This window comes from Pseudoruegeria sp. HB172150 (assembly GCF_013184805.1).
Taxonomy (GTDB): domain Bacteria; phylum Pseudomonadota; class Alphaproteobacteria; order Rhodobacterales; family Rhodobacteraceae; genus Psychromarinibacter.
In genome coordinates, this window is the sequence record NZ_JAATNG010000005.1 from 177,317 (window position 1) to 197,297 (window position 19,981).

Here is a 19,981-nt window from a genome sequence, read left to right on the forward strand (position 1 = left end):
CGGTTGACCGCCCCTGCCGGTGCTTGGCCCGTGGACCGGGGCTAGGGCGATGGTCGCGCCGGAGATCACCGCCGCTTTGCAGTCCGAGGGGCTGAAGCCCGTGCGGATCAAGCATCGCGCGCAGTATCTGCGGCGCTACGGGTTCCGGCCGGATATCGTGGTGGACGTGGGCGTCTATCGCGGGACGGACTGGCTTTACAGTGCGTATGGGGACGCCGATTTCCTGCTGGTCGATCCGCTGGCCGAGACCGAGGCGCTGGTCGCCGCGCGGGCGCCGGCGGACTACGAGTTCCTTCCCGTCGCGCTGGGCGAGGCGGAGGGGGAACTGGTGCTGAACGTGCCGCGCACGAAGACCGGCGGCGGCAATCTGGCGGGGTTCCATGCGCGGATCGACGTGTCGCGGACGTGGTACAGCGAGGCGGAGCCGCGGGTGGTGCCGGTCAGGACACTGGACGCGGTGATGCGCGACCGGCCGGGGAGCGTGGGTCTGAAGATCGATACCGAGGGGCATGAGGTGGCGGTGCTGGCGGGTGCGAAAGAGACGCTGAAGCGGTGCCTGTTCGTGGTGGCCGAGGTTTCTGTGTCGCGCCGGTTCGCGGATACGCCGCTGCCCTCGGCGCTGATCGCGCGGCTGGCGGCGGCGGGGCTGGAACTGCGCGACGTGATCGACATGGCGCCGCCGGAAGGCGACCTGCCGAGGCACATGGACCTGCTGTTCACGCGCTGGGCGGATGCACAGGAGGGGGCGGCATGAGAGTTTGGTCTGTCCGGACCGGTCTGGCGCTGGCGGGTCTGCCCGTTCTGCTGTCTGCCTGCGCGCCCACGCCGATGACGCTGGAGCGCGCCGAGCGGCAGTGCCGCGAAGAGGCGCGGCTTTCGGACGGGGTGGCCGGCAACGTGCGCGTCGGTGTCGGGTCGCGGGGGCCGAGCGCGGGCGGTAGCGTTACCGTGACGAATCGTATCCTTTCGCCGCAAAGCCAGGGCGACTTCATGCAGGAATGCATTGCGCGCACGATGCGCGGGGAACCAAGGCCGACGACAGTGGGCATTACCATCGGGGCGAGCCGGTGACGGTGGCGCCGCAGGAAAAACATATCGTCTTTCATCTCGGTCCAAGGAAGACCGGAACGACGACAATCCAGGCGATGCTGGAGCAGAATGAAGAGATTCTGGCGCCAGACATCGCCGTCTTTCCACGCCACCGGCTGACCTATCGCTGGCGTCTGCGGGCCTCGCATTTCAAGGACGGCCGCACGACGCCGCGCGATCCTTCCGTGCGACGTGCGGCGACACGGGTGGCCCGGCGCATTGCGAGCCTGTCCGCCCGCACAGTGATTATCTCGGACGAGAACCTTGCCGGTTCCGCAGTGGCCAGGCCGCAAGGCGAGACCATGATGGATTGGATCCGGGGCACGATCGAGTTGATCGAGGATGTCTTTGCAGGCTTCCGCCTTAGCTATGTTCTCTACTACCGTGACGAGGACCGATGGTTTCGCAGTTGCTACAATCAGGACGTCAAGAACAAGGCCTGTCCCCTGACCTATGACGACTGGCGCGGCCGCTATCCCGCCGAGATCGGTCTGGAAGCGGCGGCACGCGAATTGGCTGCACGCTTCGACGGCCGCGTCACGGTTGTCCGGATGGAGGACGAGGCGCGCGCCGGCCGGTTGGGAACCGCCGTTCTGGAAGTGGCAGGTGTCGAACGCGAAACCCTGCAACGGATCGTCTTTCCAGCGCCACAGAATGAAAGTCTGGGACCGTCGCTGCTGGAATTCGTCCGGCAACTCAACGGCCTGCCGATGAAGCAGTCACACCGGCAGCGGATCGTCGATCTAGCGAGGGCCCATTCCGACCAATTCGACGGCAGGAGGACCTGACGATGCCAACAATCCCGCCGACGCCATTCCAGGTGTTAAAAGCCACCAGCCGTACGCGCCCGTCCCGGCGCCGCCTCAGCCAAGGGCAAGGAGACTGACATGGTCCAACTCACGCTTCCGAAAAACTCCCGCATCCGGACGGGCAATACCTGGCCGAAGCCCGAGAGCGCGACCAACATCCGCGAGTTCAAGATCTATCGCTGGAACCCCGATGACGGAGAGAACCCGCGCGTCGACACCTATTTCGTCGACATGGACACATGCGGGCCGATGGTTCTGGACGCGCTGATCAAGATCAAGAACGAGATCGACCCGACGCTGACCTTCCGCCGATCCTGCCGCGAGGGGATCTGCGGATCCTGCGCGATGAACATCGACGGGATCAACACGCTGGCCTGCATCTACGGCATGGACGAGATCAGCACGCCGGTGGTCAAGATCTACCCGCTGCCGCACATGTCGGTGGTCAAGGACCTGATCCCGGACCTGACGCATTTCTACGCCCAGCATGCCAGCATCATGCCGTGGCTGGAGACCAAGACGAACCGGCCGCAGAAGGAGTGGCGCCAGTCCATCGAGGACCGCAAGAAGCTGGATGGCCTTTACGAATGCGTGATGTGCGCGTCCTGCTCCACCGCCTGCCCGAGCTACTGGTGGAACTCGGACCGCTACCTTGGCCCCGCCGCGCTGCTGCACGCGTATCGCTGGATCATCGACAGCCGCGACGAGGCCACGGGCGAGCGGCTGGACGATCTGGAAGATCCGTTCAAGCTGTATCGCTGCCACACGATCATGAACTGCGCCAAGACCTGCCCCAAGGGGCTGAACCCGGCGAAGGCGATTGCAGAGATCAAGCGGATGCTGGTGAACCGGGTGGTCTGAGCCCGGTTTGATCCTCTTCCTTTTTCTTGCCATCGGCACTTTCGCCTATCTCTGGTGGAAGTGGCACCACACGACGCTTACCCGGGAATGCCGCTGGCGGCAGGACCGGACGGCGGGTGACTGGTATTGCGTGCATTGCGGCGGGCGCACCGTGACCGACGGCGGAAAACCGCCGAAAATCTGCGTTCGCGGCGCCTGACAGAAGACAATTTCCGGTGGATCCAGCTATTGGTCTGGTATCCCTTACTTGGCGTAAGGCCGACGGATCGGCTACGCCATTACGTATTAAAAAATATGTGGAATTTGAGATGTTTGAGCCAAGACATATGACCCGACATTTTTCGCGCGGGCGTCCCGTGCACGTGAATCACGGCTACGACGAAGAGGCGCTTCGCCTCAAGTGGGGCGCGATCTACGCCCTGTGCCAGCCTTCGGAACTCGACGCAGAGGAACATCGGCTGGATCGGGAGCTACAGGCGCTGGCAGAGCAGGACGACCTGGGCAGCTATGCCCATCGCCTGAACTCCCTGCGGCAGTCGCTTTTGCGGCAGCGGCGCGACACGATGCGGCGCAACCGCGGGCTGTGAGCCCCGCTGGACCTTCGGAGAGACCTCCTGTTTGATCGTCCCGACCCCGGGACGTGACGACAGGAGACGACTATGACCAATGCCCCCGCGGATGCAGCCGCGCGCCGCGCCGTTGCGCCTGTGATCGTTTATCCCGACGACTCGCTTATTCCGGCCGATCTTGCGTCCTATGGCCGGGCACGGGCCACGGCGCGGAAGGTGGAGGAGGTCATGATTGCCCCGCGCGACGGTGGGTGCTTTCGGGTGCGCGCGGGGCAATTCTTTCGCATCAGCTCGGTCGAGGGACCGCAGGTCGGGGACCTGAACCTCTGGGCCGCGGATGATCTGGGCGAGCGGTTCTTTTCCGGCAAGACGCGGGCGCTGCACGGCACGCATGTGTCGACGGGCGACCGGCTGTGGTCCTGTTTGCCGTACCTGCGGCCGATGGCGACCGTGGTGGCGGATACGCTGGACTGGTACGGCGCGGATGCTTTCGGCGGGCGCGTCCATGACGTGATCGGCACGCGCTGCGATCCCTATACGCACCGGCTGCTGGACGGGGGCGAGTATCATCATTGCTGCCATTCGAACCTGTCGCGGGCTTTGGCGGCGGCGACGGGGCTACCGGTGCGGGAGGCGGAGCTGCATGTTCATGACGTGCTGAACGTCTTCATGTGCACCGGGTTCACGCGGGACACGGGGCAGTATTTCATGAAGGCGAGCCCGGTGCGGCCGGGGGATTACATCGAGTTCTTCGCCGAGATCGACCTGCTGGGGGCGCTGTCGGCCTGCCCGGGCGGCGACTGTTCCGCGACGCATTCCAGCGATGCGGCGGCGTGCTATCCGCTGAAGGTGGAGGTGTTCGCGCCGGAGGAACCGCCGGAAGGCTGGGCGCCGCCACAGGTCAACGGGTATTCGCGGGGGCATGGGGTTTAGGCCGCGGTCGCGTGGCTAGTGGTCGTGGCGGTCGGGCGTGGCGCCGGCCGGGTCGAAATCCAGCGTGATGATCGTGCCGCGCTTCGGTCTGGTGACTTCCAGCGTCGCGTCGAGCGACTGGGTCAGCGCCGCGACGATGCTGCCGCCGACGCCGGGTTTCTTGCCGTGGCCGGTGGTGTCGAGCGTGCCCTTGTCCGATTTCGCGCGGTCGTGCTGGCGCTCGATGCTGAGAGCGCCGAAGGGCCAGTCGCTGCCTTCGGGCATGCCGATGCCGTCATCCTCGATCGACAGGCGGATGGTGCCGTCGCTGAGACGGAAGAAGCGGACCTCGACGAAGCCGCTGTCGCGGTCTTCGAAGGCGTGTTCGAGCGCGTTGGTGAGGAATTCCGAAAGCAGAAGGCCGAGCCGCGCCGCGTTGTCGAGGGGCAGGGCGATGTCGTCGCATTCCACGTTCACGCGGATCGCGCCGCGCGCCTGCAGACCCGAGACGACCGAGGCGATGCGGCTGAGATAGGCGCCGGCGGCGATGGATTTCCTGCCGTTGCCGTTTCCTTTCGTCTGCAGGAGTTCCTCGTAGAGCAGGGCCAGCGCCTCGATCCGGCGGCTGACGGCCTTGAGGGAGTCCGGCGTGACCTCGCGCCGGGCCTGGATGCGGATCATGCTGACGATCATCGACAGGTGGTTCTTCACCCGGTGCTGAAGCTCGCGCAGGAGGGCGAGGCTATCATCCTCAGGGTCGTCCTGGCTGACGCTTCCGTTCAGGTCGCGCTGCAGACCGAAATAGGCGCAAAGCTCGCCGTCGGCGTCGTGGATCGGCGCGATCAGGAGCTGGTTGCGGAACGGCGTGCCGTCGGCCCGGTGATTGACGAGGGTGACCTGGAATTCCTTCTCCGAGCGCAGGCCGCTCCTAATCTTTTCTATATCCTGCGGATCGGTGTCAGGCCCCTGCAGGAACCGACAATTGCGACCCAGGGCGAAGTCCCGGCTGTAGAGCGTTGTGGACTGGAACGCGTCGTTCACATAGGTGATCGGATTGTCGTCCAGTCGCGGGTCGGTGATGATGATCGAGAACGGCGAATGGCGGATCGCCGTCTGCAGCATTGTTTCCCCGCCCAGTTCCCCTGGAATCGCCATTTACCTTCACCGTCCCATGCTGCCGGCACGCCATGGGCGACACGCCTTTCGGGATACTAGTTAAGGACCTGGCGGATGCTTGTCGGTACGGTTCCGTACGCAAGCACGGCAAATCAGGTATCTTCAACGCGATCGGGCAAGAGCGAGGCATATGCCTCGCGAACAAGCTGGTAGCATTCGCAGCTTGTCTTTTGCAGACCGCTGCGGTTGCGGATTCTGACCCGGCCGCGCGCGTACTGGATCAGCCCCTGTGCCTGCATTTCCGACGCGGCTTCGGAAACGGTGGCGCGGCGCACGCCCAGCATTTCCGCCAGAAAGTCCTGTGTCAGCCGCATCGAGTCCGACCCGTTGCGGTCGGCCATGGTCAGCAGCCAGCGCGCCAGCCGCTGCTTGGCCAGATGCGCCCCGTTGCATGCGCCGGAGACCATGATCTGGTAGAAGACGGCCTGAACCGTCGAGAGCAAAGAGTTTTCGAAGTCCGGCAGTTCCTGTTTCAGCCGCAGGAATGCCTCGGCCGGCATCTCCAGGGCCCCGCCGCCGAGTTGCACCTCGTTTGTGTTCAACTGCTGCGAATGGCCGAGGATCAGCCCGATCCCAGTACAGGCCTCGCGCCCGATATTCGCCATTTCGATGCTGCTGCCGTCCTTGTAGGTGGCGACTGTCGAGATGACAGCGGTTTCTGGGAAATGGACCGAGGCGGTGTGCTCGCCGACGCGGTCGAGGATCGTGCGTGCTTCAAGGTCCACCCGCTCGCATTCCTGCAGAACAGCTTCGCGGCTCTCTTTCGAAAGGGATCGTAAAACAAGGTTGTTGGTCGCCTGTGCCATATGGATGTAACGCAGCTGCCGCCGCCTTTGTTCACGGCAGGCGTTGGTGATAGCGGGTCAGCCGGCTGCATGCGGGTGCGAAGAGGACGATTTATGCCCGGTCCATAGCCGGGGTCCCGGTTTAACACGGGCGGAGAGGGCTGATCGCAAAACGGCAGGTTTTACTCTTTTTTCAGCCGGTTAACCAATGGGCATGGCGTGGTCCTAGGCGAATGCCGCCTGCAGCGCGACCTCGACCATGTCGCCGAAGGATTTCTCGCGATCGTCGGACGGCAGGTCTTCGCCGGTCAGCAGGTGGTCCGAGATCGTCAGCACCGACAGTGCGCGGGCGCCGTAGCGGGCCGCAAGGGTGTAGAGTTCCGCCGTTTCCATCTCCACCGCCAGCACGCCGTGGCGAACCAGCGCCTCGTTCAGGTCGGGGCGCTCGTCATAGAAGACGTCGGAGCTGTAGATGCCGCCCACGTGATGCGGCATGCCCCGGGCCTCTGCCGCAGCGACGGCAGCGCGCAGCAAACCGAAATCGGCGGAGGGGGCGAAGTTCAACTCGCGGAAGAAGCCCAGCGAGGGCGTCGACAGGCTGGTCGCCGTCATCGCGAACACCAGATCGCGCATCGCCACCGATTCCTGCATCGCTCCGGCGGAGCCGATCCGGATGATGGTTTTCGCGCCGTAATCGCGAATGAGTTCGTTCACGTAAATCGAGAGCGAGGGCATGCCCATGCCGGAGCCGTGGACCGTAACCGGCTGACCCATCCAGGTGCCGGTGTACCCCAGCATCCCGCGCACTTCGTTGACGCAGCGTGGTGCGTCAAGAAACGTGTTGGCCGCCCATTCGGCACGCCGGGGATCGCCCGGCAGAAGGACGGTTTCCGCGATGTCGCCGGGTTCGGCGCCGATATGGATGGTCATGGAGGACTCCCTTTTCTGCCTGGCGAACTTAACGGAGCCGCCCAGAGGACGCCATATTCCGCGGCTAGTCCGATCCCATGGAAATGACCCGTAAGGATCGCCGCCGCGCTCGCCGCGAGGCGCAAGCATTGGAACTGCGCCGCCGTGCGCTGTCGCCGGTGCGGATAGCCTTCAAGCTCGCTTCGGTTCCGGTTGTGGCGGCTTGCGTCACGGTGTCGGTCTATGTCCGGACCTCCGATTATCCGCCGGGCGACGCGATGCGGCACCTTGTTGCGATGTCCGGCTGCCGGGGTGCGGCCGCTGTGGCGCTGGCGCCAGCGATGCGGGGTCACATCGGCTATCACCTGCGAAACGACCCGGATGGCGACGGCATCGCCTGCGGTCCGGCGCGGCGTGGCGAGGCGGCCGTGGCGGCGAACCCGCCGGGTCAGGAAATGCCGGTGTCGGACGCGCCGCGAATGGTCGGCGGCGCGAAGTTCCTTCGCCACTGAGAACCTGATTTTGTTGGGTTTCGACAAGCCTCGGGCGAGAGTTGTCGCTTTCTTGCAACTTGCCGCTGCGTCATAAACTCTATACTCGCTCATGATTTGATGGTGCGAAGTTAACTGGTATCCTATCGCTCAGGTGGCCGGACCCGGCTGCGTGGCGGATGCACAAAGGCGGTCGGAATGACAAAGAAGAAATTAGTTGGCCTAGGATCGGTCGGCGTAGCGTCCATTGGTTTTACGGTAGTTTCCCTGGGGCTCGGCCAGGCGAGCCCTCTGGAAGAAGCGAACCAGGGACTGGTGATGGCCGGGCAATCCTCGGCCCGTTTGGTTTTCGGAAATATTCCACGTGATGTGACGACCGGGATGGCCGGCGTCTCGAGAGATGCGGTGGCTTTCCGCTACTCGGGCAGCGGCATGTCGGGTGGCATCGGCGTTACCGTCTGGGGTGCGATCTCTGGCATGCGGGTGCATGAGGATTTCGACGGCGGCGGCAAGGAAACGGCCTTTGGGGTCGGTTATGACTTTGGCGATGTCGAGGTCGGCGTGGTCAAGAGCTTCTCGGACCACTTCTATTACACGCCCTCCGGCACGGTTTCGACCGAGAGCGACCAGTGGGGCGCCTATGTCGGCTGGGACTTCGGTGCCGACTGGCATGTCGACGGCCTGCTGCTGTTCGGCGATACCGAAGCCGTTTCGGGCAACGTCGCGGAAGGCGACCGCTTTGCCGCCGTGGCCAGCGTCAGCAAGACCCTGATCTACAGCGGGTTCGAGATCGAACCGTTCGCGTCCTTCGCGCATGTGTCCGAGGAATACTCGGCCGGCAGCTTTGGCGGCACAACCGTCGGGGCGCATACGATCAGTTCCTACACCGCGGCACTCGGGTCGAAGGCAACCTATATCGGCGAAGGCATCGTGCATCCTTACGTGAGCCTCGCCGCGGAGTTCACCGGCTATGACGACGGTCTTGGCAGCAGCGGGGATCATTTCTCGCCGCGGTTCGGGGCGGGATTCGAGATCGACGGCTCGATGGCGGACGTTCACGCCGGATATTCCGCCGGCTCGATGATCGACGGTACCTGGGACGAGTCGGTCGGGGTCAGCCTGAGCCTGGATTTCTGAGCTGGCCGCGGTTGATCGGCCGCAGTTTTTGAGCATTGACGGGCGCGCCGGATGGTTTCCGGCGCGCCTTGCTTTTCAGGGGTGCGGCAGGGGCTACGCGATGCGGGCTCCTTCAGAGCAACCAGCGTTAGCTCAAGCCATTAGCGGCTGACTCAGGTAAAGCGGACCAGCAGGACGATCGCGGTGATCGCGCAGAGGATGCCGAGCGCTTCGCGCAGTCCGATCGTCTCGCCGAAAAACACCGCGCCGATGGCGCAGAGGGCGAGCAGACTGAACATCGTGTAGGCGACGCCGGCCTGGGCCAGCGAGATGTGCCGCATGGCGAGGAACCACGCGATGGCCGAGACGGCGTAAAGGACGGTACCGGCGGCGACATGGGGGGAGGGGAGGCCGTGGCCCTTTTCGGCGGCGAGCTTGAGGATGGTGTCGCCGAGGATGACGATCAGGGCACAGGCCAGGGCGAACAGATAGCCGGCTGAATTCTGCAACATGGGGGGCACCTTTCAGGAAATGCACAGGTCTTGGAAATCAGTTTCGAATAATTCCGTAAGGATACCAGAAAACACCCGAAAAGACAACGGAATCGGGATGTTAGGCGACCGCTTGCCTTCGGTGCGGGCAGGCTTGGACAAGTGGTTTGACGCGCTAGGTTTTCTGGAAAGGGAGCGGAAGTGGCACCGTTCCCGGAAAGGCCGATAAGGAGCGAAAGATGGAAGAGTTTCTGGGGGCCCTCGGGACGCTGGCGGTGATCCTGATGGCGGTTGTGGGGTTGCTGGCAGGATGGATTGCCGGCCTGATCGCGGGCAGAAACATGTTGCTTTACATGGTGCTGGGGGTCGTCGGCGCCTTTGTGCTGCCGTTCCTGCTGGCGCTGGCAGGGCTGGGGGCGCTGGCCGCCTACGGGGTGGTGATGATCCTGATCGTGGCGGCGATAGGGGCCGTGTTCGTGCTGCTGGTGGGCAAGCTGCTGTTCGACCGGTAGCAGGCGGGCGGGAGCGGTCCCGCCCGGCCGCAACTTCGGATCAGCCGCCGGTGCCGGGGCGTGCCTCGGTCCGCAGCACGGTGAGGATCTTGCCCCAGCCGTTGTCGGAGTTCGTGACATAGGTGATCGCCACCGCGTCGCCGGGCTGGATGCTGGCGGGCATGGTGACGCTGGCGGGCAGGTACCAGACGGTGTTGTCGGTGAAGGTCAGCTGGTTGGTGGCCGCGTCATAGGCGGCGACGGTTCCGGTGGTCTGGTCCGCGAACGCGGGACCGGCGAGCACCAGCAGGGACGCGGCGAGAATTGCGCGCATGATGTTGTCTCGGAAGAGGGGGTGGCCCTGGGGGAAACCCTTGCGGCGGCCGTGCGGAGCCTCGCGCCCCGGCTGGCGGTGAATATGGGGCAGGTGCCCGAGTCGGACAAGGGGCATGCTTGGCGGCAGGCGGTGGCGGGGCCTCGGTGTTGCTTGCCAGTGTGGAAAAGACCGCGATGCGTGCAAGCACGCACCCTACGGAGGGCGACGCTGGCTGGCTTGATCCGTTTTCGGTTGCGTGGCTGGCTGTCTGGCTGGGCGTGCGCCTGGCGGGATGGCTCGCTGCGACCGAAAGCGGATCTGGCTTGCTTTCGCGTCTTGGGGATGGATAGCGCGGAACCGGGAGGGGTGTAAAGCTGAAAGTGTAGGGAAATCAAGTAGTTGAGTAGTTTTGTCGGGTTTGGGTTTGGAGTGGGTAATCGGGAGTGGGCACTTCGCTTTGACTTGGCCCAATTCATTATACCTTTCTTAGGGATCACCTGTCCCCATGAATGGTTGAGGCAGGTCACTTTCGCCGCGCAAATTGTTGGTCTCTTGCTCGTACTAAAAAACCTCAAAAAGCGTCTCGATTATTGAGCATGGAGGAGTAAGACTTTCAAAAAAAAATTGAAAAAGGGCCGGCATGGACGAGGGAATTCGAAGAATTTTAAATGGAAATCTGGAACGCTTGCCAGTTGGGGCTGTGTTCACTCTGCGCGAACTCATGGGTGAATTATGGCCACCCTACCAAGAGGTTGGAAGGCTACGCGCTTTGGGGAGATGTTTTCACGAGATGGTCGATCGAGGAGAATTTGGGGTAGTTGTGTTCGTCCGCATACGACCAAATGGACGTGAAAACGAGTTCAGAAAGGAAGGGGAACTAAATTGAAGATTGAAGCTGAAGCACGCTACCGAAGAACCGGATTGACCCATAAATTGATCGATAGGGGCTTAAATAATCGCGACATCTGCGTGTCCGAAGACGCAGGTTTGGAAATTGATTTCGCAGTGAATGTCGCTCAGGGGATGACCGGAGACTACAAAATGACTGTGACTCTGACAAACGAGGAGGCTTTGCTAATAGCGCAACGAGCCTTATCCGCGAACTTAGAGGCACGATTAATACGTGAAGGGATCGAATTCGATCCCTTCCTTTAAAATGCGTTAAAGTTTTCGCCGCTTCACATTCCCCCCACGCTGCCCGGCCCGACCCGCTGTGCTCCGCCCCCGCGTTCCGACGGCGGCTTCCGCCGCCGCCTCGACCGCCGACTGGCGCGCAAGGGGGTCGTCGTGAACGGCGAGGTCGACCGCTTCCAGACGCTTGATCTCGTCGCGGAGCCGTGCGGCTTCCTCGAATTCGAGGTTCTCGGCGGCCTTGCGCATTTCGACGCGGAGGCCGTCGAGATGGGCCTGCAGGTTGGCGCCGACGAGGGGCTTGTCGACCTTGGCCGTCACGCGGGACATGTCGGTGTCGCCCTTGTAGAGGCCGGCGAGGACATCCTCGACGTTCTTGCGCACCGTCTCGGGGGTGATGCCGTGTTCCACGTTGTAGGCCATCTGCTTTTCGCGGCGGCGGTTGGTTTCGCCGAGCGCGCGCTCCATCGAGCCGGTGATGCGGTCGGCATACATGATGACGCGGCCATCAGCGTTGCGGGCGGCGCGGCCGATGGTCTGGATCAGCGAGGTCTCTGACCGCAGGAAGCCTTCCTTGTCGGCGTCGAGGATGGCGACGAGGCCGCATTCGGGAATGTCGAGCCCCTCGCGCAGAAGGTTGATGCCGACCAGCACGTCGAAGGCGCCGAGGCGGAGGTCGCGCAGGATCTCGATCCGTTCGAGCGTGTCGATGTCTGAATGCATGTAGCGGACCTTGATGCCCTGCTCGTGCAGGTATTCGGTCAGGTCCTCTGCCATGCGCTTGGTCAGCGTGGTGACGAGGGTGCGGTAGCCGGCATCGGCGACCTTGCGCACCTCATCCAGGAGGTCGTCGACCTGCATCTCGACCGGGCGGATTTCGACCTGCGGGTCTAGGAGGCCGGTGGGGCGGATGACCTGTTCGGTGAAGACGCCGCCGGTCTGTTCCAGTTCCCAGCTGCCGGGGGTGGCGGAGACGTAGACCGACTGCGGGCGCATCGCGTCCCATTCCTCGAATTTGAGGGGGCGGTTGTCCATGCAGGAGGGCAGGCGGAAGCCGTGTTCGGCCAGCGTGAACTTGCGCCGGTAGTCGCCCTTGTACATGCCGCCGATCTGCGGGACCGAGACGTGGGATTCATCGCAGAAGACGAGGGCATCGTCGGGGATGAATTCGAACAGGGTAGGGGGCGGTTCGCCGGGGGCGCGGCCGGTGAGGTAGCGCGAGTAATTCTCGATCCCGTTGCAGACGCCGGTGGCCTCCAGCATCTCGAGGTCGAAGTTCGTGCGCTGTTCGAGGCGCTGCGCCTCCAGCAGCTTGCCCTCGCCGACGAGCTGGTCGAGGCGCTGGCGCAGCTCTTTCTTGATGCCGATAATGGCCTGCTGCATCGTCGGGCGCGGCGTGACGTAGTGCGAGTTGGCGTAGACGCGGATGCGATCGAACGTGTCGGTCTTTTCGCCGGTGAGCGGGTCGAATTCGGTGATCGCCTCCAGCTCCTCACCGAAGAAGGACAGGCGCCAGGCGCGGTCCTCGAGGTGGGCGGGGAAGATTTCGAGGACGTCGCCGCGGACCCGGAACGAGCCGCGCTGGAACGCCTGGTCGTTGCGGCGGTAGGCCTGGGCCACGAGATCGGCCATGACGGCGCGCTGGTCGTAGGACTTGCCTACATGCAGGTCCTGGGTCATCGCGCCGTAGGTTTCGACCGAGCCGATGCCGTAGATGCAGGAGACCGAAGCGACGATGATGACGTCGTCGCGTTCCAGAAGCGCCCGGGTGGCCGAGTGGCGCATCCGGTCGATCTGTTCGTTGATCTGCGATTCCTTTTCTATGTAGGTGTCGGAGCGCGGAACGTAGGCCTCTGGCTGGTAATAGTCGTAATAGGAAACAAAGTACTCGACGGCGTTGTCGGGGAAGAAGCCCTTGAACTCGCCATATAGTTGTGCCGCTAATGTTTTGTTCGGCGCGAGGATGATCGCCGGGCGCTGGGTCTCCTCGATCACCTTGGCCATGGTGTAGGTCTTGCCGGTTCCGGTGGCGCCGAGCAGGACCTGATCGCGTTCGCCGCCTTTGACGCCCGTCGAAAGCTCTGCGATGGCGGTGGGCTGGTCCCCCGCCGGCAGGAATTCCGTCTGCATTATGATGCGCTTACCGCCTTCGAGCTTCTCTCGCTCGCGGACATCCGCAGCGGGCGCGTGCAGAATCGGCATCTGGTCGGGACGGTTGTTGTGCATGGCAGAGAATCCGGGCAGCGGCAGGCTCTACAATTGTACTGCATTCGTTCCGCTTCAACCCCCGACCCCTGACAACATGCAGTCAGCAATCAGGTTGTTCGGGTGCGGAGGATTGCCGGACCGCCGTCTCTATACAGCGAAGAATCGCCGTCGGCGGAGTCTCGCTCAACCCAAGGTTTAATTTTTGTTGCGAGTCGCGCGGCCAGCCCCTACCTTTGTAGGTGCAAGCAGCAGACCAGGCTGCCGGTCGCGCGCGTTGCACCCACCCCACCCCTCATATCGCGCGCGCGACCGGCAGCCTACCCTTCCCCCAAGGATCACAGATGGACATCGCCGCAGATGCGGTGAATTGCGCGGTTGCGCCGGCGGACCGTTCTCTGTCATATCGGCCAGAGACGACAGGAGACCGCCCATGCCCGCGCGCATCTACAAGCCTGCCCGCAATGCGATGCAGTCCGGCACCGCCAAGACCCGCGACTGGGTGCTGGAATATTCCGCCGATCACGCGCGCGAGGTCGATCCGCTGATGGGCTGGACCTCCTCGTCGGACACCCAGGCACAGGTGCGGATCCGGTTCTCCAGCAAGGAAGCGGCTCTGGAATATGCCGAGGAACACGGCATCGACGCCCAGGTCCTGGAGCCGCAGAAGCGCAAGCCCAACATCCGCGCGCGCGGCTATGGCGAAAACTTCGCCACCGACCGGCGCGGGGCGTGGACGCACTGAGACCCGTCATTGCGGCTTGATCTGCGGGGCGCGCTGGCGCAGAAACGCGGCGAGCGGCCCCTTAGCTCAACTGGATAGAGCAGCTGACTTCTAATCAGCAGGTTCCGGGTTCGAGTCCTGGAGGGGTCGCCAGTTGAATCGATTGAAATAGGTGGGCATCGACTCGAACGTTACTCACCGGACGGTGCCGCCGGACGCATGGTGGCGACAAGTTCTCCGACCTTGATGCCGAACTTGCGGAATTCGCTTCGGTTCAGGATCGTGCCATTCTCGGTCAGGTAGAGCCAGTCGTCGACGTCCAGCGTGTGGCCGCCTGAATTCTCAGGCAGAACGATGCGGTATCGCAGATTGATCGTGGCGCCGGAGATCCGGCCGGTGGCCTTGCCGATGATATCGTCCGCTTCGGCGGTGAGGTTGCCGTTCTCTCCCAGCGTCAGGGTCCACTTGCGGGCCTGGGTGGAGCCGTTGGCGTAGGTGAAATCTTCTGTCAGTGTACCGTTTGCGCCGTCCCAGCTGCCTTCCATCCGGGCCACGAACCGGTTCACGGCGCGCCCGGTGGGTCCGAAGATCACCCCTTCGGAGAGGATCGGTCCAGAGAGGTGCTCGGTCACGGAGAATGTGGGCGACGTGTCCGCGTAATTGTCTGCGGACTGGGCGCGGAAGCTGAAGAACAGGTTGCGCGCGGCAATTCCGAGAAGGACGATCAGCAGGATGGCTGTCAGAATTTTCATGGCTCACTCCTCGGTGGGAAGGGTCAGGACAAAGCCGATCGCGACCAGTTTCAGCAGGCAGGGAAGAATGGCGTAAGCGGCGTTAAGGGCGGCAAGGCTTTCGGGCGTGTTCGCCTCCCCCGGGGCGAAGCCGAAGGCGCCGAGTGCCGGGAGGACGAGGAAGGCGGCGAGGGCGAGGCCGAGCTTGCCGGCAACGGACCAGATGCCGAAGCCTTCGCCCGCGTTCAGGCCGGCGCGGGTCAGCGCGATGGAGAACATGGCCGGCAAAAGCACGAGGTCGGCGCCTGTAGCGGCGCCGGAGGCGACGCAGATGACGGCGAAACCCAGGGACGCGCCGGTGGGCAGGAAGGCGGCACCGATGAATCCGGCGACGGCCAGCGGCATCGCGATCAGCAGGGTCGCGCGTGCGCCGATGCGATGGGCGGCCGCGTTCCAGGCCGGAACGCTAAGCCCGGCGGCGAGGAAGAACAGGATGAGGAAGGGTCCGGCGCGGCCCTGCAGTTGCAGGCGGTCTTCGACGAAGAAGACGAACAGGGTAGAGGTGATCGCGACGGGCAGGTTGTTGATCAGGGCGAGGGCCAGCAGGCGCAGCCCGCCGGAACCGGCGAGATCCGGCAGGGACAGGCGGCGGCCGGGTTGCGCGGGGCGCTTCCACAATGGAAGGGTGGCGAGGCCGACAATTACCGAGACGGCGCAGAGCAGGAGACCGAAGGCGGGATACCCGGAACCGTCCGCGCCGATGGCAGCGAGGGCTGACGGTGCGGCGGCGGCGAGCACAACGCCGGCGAGCATGCCCGTTTCGCGCCAGGCGGCAATGGACATCAGCGCGCCCGCCTCGGGCTCGGCGGCGAGAGAGGCGCTGCGGCCGTAGAGAAGGATCATGCCCAGGCTGTAGGCGGAAAAGAGCAGGATGAGCGTGGCGGTCAGGCGAAGCGCGGTGGACTGGCCTGGCTCGATGAAGAAAAGCAGTGGGAAACCCGCCGCGAGGCCGAGTGCCGCCAGCAGGCCGAAGACCGTCTGCGCGCGCGGCCACCGGTCTATCATCCAGCCGATGAACGGGTCCTGCACCAGGTCGACGACGCGGATTGCCAGCAGGATGGTTCCCACCGCGCCCAGCCCCAGCCCCAGTTCCACGGAGGCGAAACGCGGCAGGTGGATATATAGCGGGATACCCGCTGCCGCCAGCATCAGGGCGTACAGGCTGACCCGCAGATTGATCATTGGCGGCGGCGCAGTCTGTGCGCCGCCCGACGGTGCAGTGGCTGCGGCGGTTTTCACCTGCGCGAACCTCGGCCACAGGGTTCAGGCATGGGCCAGTTCCACCTGCACGATGTCGGTATGACCGATCGCGAAAGAGGCGGCGCAGCTTTCAAGGTAATAGCGCCAGTTGCGGAAGAACGCATCGTCATGGCCAAGCGCCCGGATCGCCGGTTTCTTTGCGCACAGCCGATCCGCCCAGATCCGGCAGGTGCGCCCGTAATCCTGCCCGAAAGCGAAACTGTCGTTGACCTTCAGCCCCGCCGCCCGTGCCTGTTCGGCGATGTTGCGGTCGGACAGCAGCATGCCACCCGGGAAGACGTATTTGCGGATGTAGTCGGAGGAGGACCGATAATTGTCGAAGAACGCGTCCGACACGGTGATCGCCTGAACCATCGCGCGGCCGCCTTCGGCCAGACGGTTCTTGAGCGTGGCGAAATACATCGGCCAGTAGCGTTGGCCCACGGCCTCCACCATTTCGATGGAGACGAGGTTGTCGTACCTGCCCCCTGTGTCGCGGTAGTCGCAGAGGCGGATGTCGGCGCGTCCGTCCAGCCGTGCGGCGGCGTAGCCGTGCTGGCTGGGCGAGATGGTGACGCCGGTCACGTTGCGCCCATCCTCGGCGGCATGCTCGGCGAAGCCGCCCCAGCCGCAGCCGATCTCGAGCACGCGCTCGCCTTCGGTCAGGCGTGACAGGATGCGGTCGTTCTTGCGGCGTTGCGCGGTTGACAGGTCGTCGGCCCCGTCCTGGAACAGCGCCGAGGAATAGGTCATGCCGTCGTCCAGCCAGAGCTGATAGAACTCGTTGCCGACATCGTAATGCGCGCGGATGTTCCGCCGCGCGCCGCGCCGGGAATTGGCGCGCAGTAGGGTGTCGATCAGCCGGTTGCGGACGATGTTCAGCATGTTGCCGCTGTCATAGCTGCCCATCCGTTCTCGGTTGCGCATGGCCAGTGTGATCAGCCCCTCGACGGAGGATGTGTCCCAGTACCCCTGGACATAGCTCTCGCCCAGCCCGATCTGGCCGTGAGCCGCGATTGCCGACACGGCCGACCAGTCGCGGATGTCCATGTCCGTTTCCGGTCCGGTGCTGCCGAAGTGATGGATCTCTCCTTCCGGGGTGCGCAGTGTCAGCTGCCCCTCGGAGATCCGCTCACAGGTCTGCAGGAATTCCGATTTCAGCCGGCGGTCTGCGATATGCCGCATCCGTGTCTCCCATTATGGTCTTGGTCCTGATGCCGCGTACGACGCGCATCGCGCTGGCGATGCCGTCCTCGTGAAAGCCGTTTCGATGATAGGCGCCGGCGAACCAGGTGTTGTTGTCGCCCTGCATCCCGCGCAGTCGCTCCTGCGCGCTGAGAGCGGCCGCGTCGAATACTGGATGGGCGAAGGTGGTCTGGTCATAGACGAGGCGTTCGTCGATGGGTCGCGACGGGTTCAGCGTGACGAACAGCGGGTCGATCTCGGGGATGTTTTGCAGTCGGTTCATCCAGTAGGTGACGCCGATCGCCCCCTCCTGCGAGCGGTAGGACCAGCTGGACCAGCAGGCGCGGCGGCGGGGCATCTGCGACGGGTCGCGGTGCAGCACGGCCACGTTCGGCTGGTAGCGGATGCTGCCGAGGGCCTGCCGTTCCGCTGTCGTTGCCGCGGGCCCGAGAATGCCGAGCGCCTGGTCGGAGTGGCAGGCAAAGACGACTTCGTCGAAGCGCTGCGACGGTTCGTTGTCCAGAAACAGTTCGATGCCGAATTCGTCGCGGCTGACATGCGCGGCGCGGGTCGATGTGCTGATCCGGCAGCCGCGGGCGATGAGCGCGGCTTCCAGCCGGCGGACGTATTCGCGGCTGCCGCCTTCGACTGTCCACCACTGGTGCTGCGTCGCACCTGCCAGCAGCGCGTGGTTGCGGAAGAAGCTGACGAGCGGCAGGGCGGGGAAGCAGCCGATTTCCTCGGTCGGGGTCGACCAGATCGCACCGCACATCGGCATCAGGTAGTAGTCCCGGAACCAGCGCCCAAGCTGCAGCTTTGCCACGAGGTCGTCGATGCTCATCCCGTCACGCGCAGTCGCCTCGGCCTTCGCGCCGAACCGCAGGATGTCCCGGATCATGCCAAGGAACCGCGGCCGCGCCAGGTTGCGCCGCTGCGCCGTCAGCGCCCCGAGAGACTTGAAACCATATTCTATGCGGCCACCGTCGATGCTGGCGCCGAAGCTCATCTCGCTTTTGGCAACCGGCACGTCGAGGTCACGGAACAGGCGCGTCAGGTGCGGATAGGTGACATAGTTGAAGACAATGAAGCCGGTGTCGACAGGCTGGTCGCCGTTGACACCTGCCATGACAGTGCGGGCGTGGCCGCCGAGCCTCGGGGCCGCTTCGAACAGCGTCACATCATGTGTGGCCGCCAGTTCATAGGCCGCAGACAGGCCGGAGATTCCTCCGCCGATGATGGCGATGCGTTTACGCGGTAACCGGGTTTCGTCGAACATACGCGCCTCTGTTAAGCAATCGTATGTCTGTTACGGACCGGTCGTGGGGAGCGATCAAAAAAAGATCGGGCTGGCCTTCAGATCTTTAGAAGTGGCTGCAGGATGCGCGGGAGGAAGGCACCGAACCGCAGCGGTGCGTTGGTGGCCGCGAGGCAGATGCAGGGTTCGTCCGGTCCGGCGACGGGCGTGTGTTCTACATCCTCGTCCGCGATCTCCACATCGCCGGCGGCATAGGTCTGCCCGGCGGCCGTGTAGTTGCCCTTGAGGACGAGGGTGAACTCGGGGCCGGAATGGCCGTGGTCGGGCACGGCGCGGCCCTGGGGAATGTAGAGCAGGCGGAGCGATCCGTTGGCGTCGTTCTGCAGGATCGACTGGCGCGCCTTCATGCCGATGGCGGACCATTTCGGGCCTTCAGCGCCGAAGTACTGTGACAAAGGCAGCGGATAGGGCGCCGGGAGGGTCGGCAACGGAACGGGTTCTGCGGGTGTGTCGTCCAGCATGTCCATCACGCCGGTTTTCAGGCCCTGTGACACCGGTTTTCCGGGCAGTTGATCGAGGACTGCGCCGCCGATGGCGATCTGCTCGCGATAGGCGCGCTGGCAGACCGGGCACATCGCCAAGTGCGACGCGACGACCACAGCGAAAGGCTGCGCCAGTTGCCCGGCGGCGAAGGCGGCCAGTGTCGCCTCGTCGATATGATGCCGGATGTTCATGGGGTTCTCAGATGTTTCAGCTCGTGCCGCAGCTTTTCCAGCCCAAGGCGGATGCGCGACTTGATTGTGCCGATGGGGAGGCCGGTAGCTTCGGTCACTTCTCTATGGGTCAGTTCGCCGAGGTATACGCGCTCTATCATCACGCGCTGCGCTTCGGGGAGGCGGCCAAGCGCCTCGCGCAACAGGGCGGATTCCTGCGTCTGACCAAGGTCGTCTGGCTGGGTGCCGGGTTCCGTGTCGGTTTCGTAGAGTTCCGACGGAATGGCGCGCTGTTCCTTGCGGATGATGTCGATCATCCGGTTGCGTGCCACGCGGTAAATCCAGGCCGAAGCGGAGGCCTTGGCGGGATCATACAGATGCGCCTTGCGCCAAATCGTCAGCATCACGTCCTGCAGGATATCGTCGGCCTGCGCGTCGCTCATGCTCGATCGCAAAAGCAGCGCCTTAAGACGCGGTGCGTAATAGTCGAACAGCTGGGAAAACGAGGCCCTGTCGCGCCGGTCGCGCACCGCAAGCAGCAGATCTGTCTGTCGCGCGGCGTCGTCGCCCGGCACGTGCGGTTCCCTCGTCTTTCGCAGGTGCGCCGCATGTTGCGGTTCCTGCAGATGATGATCCACCGTTCCTAGCATGCCGGTTCTACGCTGGGCAAACGCGTGCGGATCAGAATTCGATGAGATTATTTGAGCCGGCTGCGCGGCTGCT

Annotated in this window: 24 protein-coding genes and 1 tRNA gene; 13 read left to right on the forward strand and 12 right to left on the reverse strand. The window is 64.0% G+C overall.

Features of this window, described 5'->3' with window-relative positions:
* Nucleotides 1-49 precede the first annotated feature (49 nt).
* From HCO70_RS19540 to HCO70_RS19570, 7 genes are all read left to right on the forward strand, one after another.
* Nucleotides 50-754 (forward strand): FkbM family methyltransferase, encoded by a 705-nt coding sequence (locus HCO70_RS19540; protein ID WP_172299339.1) that lies wholly within the window; start codon nucleotides 50-52, stop codon nucleotides 752-754.
* Nucleotides 751-1,071: a hypothetical protein gene (locus tag HCO70_RS19545; RefSeq protein WP_172299341.1), complete on the forward strand. Its 321-nt coding sequence runs from the start codon at nucleotides 751-753 to the stop codon at nucleotides 1,069-1,071. Before HCO70_RS19540 ends, HCO70_RS19545 begins: the two co-directional genes overlap by 4 nt.
* Nucleotides 1,068-1,877, forward strand: a complete 810-nt coding sequence (locus HCO70_RS19550) for a hypothetical protein (protein ID WP_172299343.1) — start codon at nucleotides 1,068-1,070, stop codon at nucleotides 1,875-1,877. The genes HCO70_RS19545 and HCO70_RS19550 overlap by 4 nt, the downstream gene beginning before the upstream one ends.
* Nucleotides 1,878-1,976: 99 nt before the next feature.
* On the forward strand, nucleotides 1,977-2,759 hold the full coding sequence (locus HCO70_RS19555) for a succinate dehydrogenase iron-sulfur subunit (RefSeq protein ID WP_172299345.1): 783 nt from the start codon (nucleotides 1,977-1,979) through the stop codon (nucleotides 2,757-2,759).
* Nucleotides 2,760-2,766: 7 nt separating this feature from the next.
* Nucleotides 2,767-2,958, forward strand: a complete 192-nt coding sequence (locus HCO70_RS19560; protein ID WP_172299347.1) for a hypothetical protein — start codon at nucleotides 2,767-2,769, stop codon at nucleotides 2,956-2,958.
* A gap of 163 nt (nucleotides 2,959-3,121) precedes the next feature.
* Nucleotides 3,122-3,346, forward strand: coding sequence for a hypothetical protein (locus HCO70_RS19565; protein WP_216665526.1), 225 nt, complete (start codon nucleotides 3,122-3,124; stop codon nucleotides 3,344-3,346).
* 72 nt (nucleotides 3,347-3,418) lie between these two features.
* Complete coding sequence (locus HCO70_RS19570) at nucleotides 3,419-4,261, forward strand: DUF1989 domain-containing protein (RefSeq protein WP_172299351.1); 843 nt, start codon at nucleotides 3,419-3,421, stop codon at nucleotides 4,259-4,261.
* 15 nt (nucleotides 4,262-4,276) lie between these two features.
* On the opposite strand, the gene HCO70_RS19575 is transcribed toward HCO70_RS19570, so the two are convergent.
* The 3 genes from HCO70_RS19575 to deoD all read right to left on the reverse strand — a co-directional run bounded on the left by HCO70_RS19575 (nucleotide 4,277) and on the right by deoD (nucleotide 7,131).
* On the reverse strand, nucleotides 4,277-5,395 hold the full coding sequence (locus HCO70_RS19575) for a PAS domain-containing protein (RefSeq protein WP_172299353.1): 1,119 nt from the start codon (nucleotides 5,393-5,395) through the stop codon (nucleotides 4,277-4,279).
* A gap of 113 nt (nucleotides 5,396-5,508) precedes the next feature.
* A complete protein-coding gene (locus HCO70_RS19580) occupies nucleotides 5,509-6,222 on the reverse strand; it encodes a Crp/Fnr family transcriptional regulator (protein WP_216665527.1) in 714 nt (237 codons plus the stop codon).
* A gap of 204 nt (nucleotides 6,223-6,426) precedes the next feature.
* Nucleotides 6,427-7,131 (reverse strand): purine-nucleoside phosphorylase, encoded by a 705-nt coding sequence (gene deoD, locus HCO70_RS19585; protein ID WP_172299357.1) that lies wholly within the window; start codon nucleotides 7,129-7,131, stop codon nucleotides 6,427-6,429.
* A gap of 77 nt (nucleotides 7,132-7,208) precedes the next feature.
* Here deoD and HCO70_RS19590 point away from each other — a divergent pair, with 77 nt between their 5' ends.
* Nucleotides 7,209-7,622 carry an excalibur calcium-binding domain-containing protein gene (locus HCO70_RS19590; RefSeq protein ID WP_216665528.1) on the forward strand — a complete coding sequence of 138 codons (414 nt, stop codon included), beginning with the start codon at nucleotides 7,209-7,211 and terminating at the stop codon, nucleotides 7,620-7,622.
* A gap of 177 nt (nucleotides 7,623-7,799) precedes the next feature.
* Entirely contained in the window at nucleotides 7,800-8,738 is a 939-nt protein-coding gene (locus HCO70_RS19595) for a hypothetical protein (RefSeq protein WP_172299361.1), read from the forward strand.
* 152 nt (nucleotides 8,739-8,890) lie between these two features.
* On the opposite strand, the gene HCO70_RS19600 is transcribed toward HCO70_RS19595, so the two are convergent.
* Nucleotides 8,891-9,229, reverse strand: a complete 339-nt coding sequence (locus HCO70_RS19600) for a hypothetical protein (RefSeq protein WP_172299363.1) — start codon at nucleotides 9,227-9,229, stop codon at nucleotides 8,891-8,893.
* A gap of 218 nt (nucleotides 9,230-9,447) precedes the next feature.
* Between HCO70_RS19600 and HCO70_RS19605 the strand changes: the two genes are divergently transcribed.
* Entirely contained in the window at nucleotides 9,448-9,720 is a 273-nt protein-coding gene (locus tag HCO70_RS19605) for a GlsB/YeaQ/YmgE family stress response membrane protein (protein WP_172299365.1), read from the forward strand.
* A 40-nt stretch (nucleotides 9,721-9,760) separates the two neighbouring features.
* Here the strand turns inward: HCO70_RS19605 and HCO70_RS19610 are convergent, their stop codons facing one another.
* Entirely contained in the window at nucleotides 9,761-10,033 is a 273-nt protein-coding gene (locus tag HCO70_RS19610) for a hypothetical protein (RefSeq protein ID WP_172299366.1), read from the reverse strand.
* Nucleotides 10,034-10,897: 864 nt separating this feature from the next.
* Here HCO70_RS19610 and HCO70_RS24655 point away from each other — a divergent pair.
* Nucleotides 10,898-11,170 (forward strand): hypothetical protein, encoded by a 273-nt coding sequence (locus tag HCO70_RS24655; RefSeq protein WP_216665529.1) that lies wholly within the window; start codon nucleotides 10,898-10,900, stop codon nucleotides 11,168-11,170.
* A gap of 6 nt (nucleotides 11,171-11,176) precedes the next feature.
* On the opposite strand, the gene uvrB is transcribed toward HCO70_RS24655, so the two are convergent.
* Nucleotides 11,177-13,372 (reverse strand): excinuclease ABC subunit UvrB, encoded by a 2,196-nt coding sequence (uvrB, locus tag HCO70_RS19615; protein ID WP_172299368.1) that lies wholly within the window; start codon nucleotides 13,370-13,372, stop codon nucleotides 11,177-11,179.
* Between the two features lie 412 nt (nucleotides 13,373-13,784).
* On the opposite strand from uvrB, the gene HCO70_RS19620 reads away from it, so the two are divergent.
* Nucleotides 13,785-14,096, forward strand: coding sequence for an ETC complex I subunit (locus HCO70_RS19620; protein ID WP_172299370.1), 312 nt, complete (start codon nucleotides 13,785-13,787; stop codon nucleotides 14,094-14,096).
* A 55-nt stretch (nucleotides 14,097-14,151) separates the two neighbouring features.
* Nucleotides 14,152-14,228: transfer RNA gene (locus HCO70_RS19625), tRNA-Arg, on the forward strand.
* Nucleotides 14,229-14,266: 38 nt separating this feature from the next.
* Here HCO70_RS19625 and HCO70_RS19630 read toward each other — a convergent pair.
* The 6 genes from HCO70_RS19630 to HCO70_RS19655 form a co-directional block, all read right to left on the reverse strand.
* On the reverse strand, nucleotides 14,267-14,827 hold the full coding sequence (locus HCO70_RS19630) for a DUF3833 domain-containing protein (protein WP_172299372.1): 561 nt from the start codon (nucleotides 14,825-14,827) through the stop codon (nucleotides 14,267-14,269).
* Between the two features lie 3 nt (nucleotides 14,828-14,830).
* Nucleotides 14,831-16,048 carry an MFS transporter gene (locus HCO70_RS19635; protein ID WP_172299674.1) on the reverse strand — a complete coding sequence of 406 codons (1,218 nt, stop codon included), beginning with the start codon at nucleotides 16,046-16,048 and terminating at the stop codon, nucleotides 14,831-14,833.
* An 81-nt stretch (nucleotides 16,049-16,129) separates the two neighbouring features.
* The gene (locus HCO70_RS19640) at nucleotides 16,130-17,290 is read right to left on the reverse strand and encodes a cyclopropane-fatty-acyl-phospholipid synthase family protein (protein WP_172299374.1); all 1,161 of its coding nucleotides are present in this window, start codon (nucleotides 17,288-17,290) and stop codon (nucleotides 16,130-16,132) included.
* A complete protein-coding gene (locus HCO70_RS19645) occupies nucleotides 17,238-18,566 on the reverse strand; it encodes an NAD(P)/FAD-dependent oxidoreductase (RefSeq protein ID WP_172299376.1) in 1,329 nt (442 codons plus the stop codon). Before HCO70_RS19645 ends, HCO70_RS19640 begins: the two co-directional genes overlap by 53 nt.
* Before the next feature lie 77 nt (nucleotides 18,567-18,643).
* Nucleotides 18,644-19,279, reverse strand: a complete 636-nt coding sequence (locus tag HCO70_RS19650; protein ID WP_172299378.1) for a ChrR family anti-sigma-E factor — start codon at nucleotides 19,277-19,279, stop codon at nucleotides 18,644-18,646.
* Nucleotides 19,276-19,908 (reverse strand): sigma-70 family RNA polymerase sigma factor, encoded by a 633-nt coding sequence (locus HCO70_RS19655; protein WP_172299380.1) that lies wholly within the window; start codon nucleotides 19,906-19,908, stop codon nucleotides 19,276-19,278. Before HCO70_RS19655 ends, HCO70_RS19650 begins: the two co-directional genes overlap by 4 nt.
* Nucleotides 19,909-19,981 lie beyond the last annotated feature (73 nt).

Coding starts and splice junctions, on each gene's coding strand:
- deoD (WP_172299357.1), bottom strand. CDS start 7,131: ATGACCATCCATATCGGCGCCGAACCCGGCGACATCGCGGAAACCGTC.
- HCO70_RS19610 (WP_172299366.1), bottom strand. CDS start 10,033: ATGCGCGCAATTCTCGCCGCGTCCCTGCTGGTGCTCGCCGGTCCCGCG.
- HCO70_RS19635 (WP_172299674.1), bottom strand. CDS start 16,048: ATGATCAATCTGCGGGTCAGCCTGTACGCCCTGATGCTGGCGGCAGCG.
- HCO70_RS19595 (WP_172299361.1), top strand. CDS start 7,800: ATGACAAAGAAGAAATTAGTTGGCCTAGGATCGGTCGGCGTAGCGTCC.
- HCO70_RS19540 (WP_172299339.1), top strand. CDS start 50: ATGGTCGCGCCGGAGATCACCGCCGCTTTGCAGTCCGAGGGGCTGAAG.
- HCO70_RS19570 (WP_172299351.1), top strand. CDS start 3,419: ATGACCAATGCCCCCGCGGATGCAGCCGCGCGCCGCGCCGTTGCGCCT.
- HCO70_RS19580 (WP_216665527.1), bottom strand. CDS start 6,222: ATGGCACAGGCGACCAACAACCTTGTTTTACGATCCCTTTCGAAAGAG.
- HCO70_RS19590 (WP_216665528.1), top strand. CDS start 7,209: ATGGAAATGACCCGTAAGGATCGCCGCCGCGCTCGCCGCGAGGCGCAA.
- uvrB (WP_172299368.1), bottom strand. CDS start 13,372: ATGCACAACAACCGTCCCGACCAGATGCCGATTCTGCACGCGCCCGCT.
- HCO70_RS19620 (WP_172299370.1), top strand. CDS start 13,785: ATGCCCGCGCGCATCTACAAGCCTGCCCGCAATGCGATGCAGTCCGGC.
- HCO70_RS19655 (WP_172299380.1), bottom strand. CDS start 19,908: ATGCTAGGAACGGTGGATCATCATCTGCAGGAACCGCAACATGCGGCG.
- HCO70_RS19640 (WP_172299374.1), bottom strand. CDS start 17,290: ATGCGGCATATCGCAGACCGCCGGCTGAAATCGGAATTCCTGCAGACC.
- HCO70_RS19545 (WP_172299341.1), top strand. CDS start 751: ATGAGAGTTTGGTCTGTCCGGACCGGTCTGGCGCTGGCGGGTCTGCCC.
- HCO70_RS19650 (WP_172299378.1), bottom strand. CDS start 19,279: ATGAACATCCGGCATCATATCGACGAGGCGACACTGGCCGCCTTCGCC.
- HCO70_RS19645 (WP_172299376.1), bottom strand. CDS start 18,566: ATGTTCGACGAAACCCGGTTACCGCGTAAACGCATCGCCATCATCGGC.
- HCO70_RS19605 (WP_172299365.1), top strand. CDS start 9,448: ATGGAAGAGTTTCTGGGGGCCCTCGGGACGCTGGCGGTGATCCTGATG.
- HCO70_RS19630 (WP_172299372.1), bottom strand. CDS start 14,827: ATGAAAATTCTGACAGCCATCCTGCTGATCGTCCTTCTCGGAATTGCC.
- HCO70_RS19555 (WP_172299345.1), top strand. CDS start 1,977: ATGGTCCAACTCACGCTTCCGAAAAACTCCCGCATCCGGACGGGCAAT.
- HCO70_RS19575 (WP_172299353.1), bottom strand. CDS start 5,395: ATGGCGATTCCAGGGGAACTGGGCGGGGAAACAATGCTGCAGACGGCG.
- HCO70_RS19600 (WP_172299363.1), bottom strand. CDS start 9,229: ATGTTGCAGAATTCAGCCGGCTATCTGTTCGCCCTGGCCTGTGCCCTG.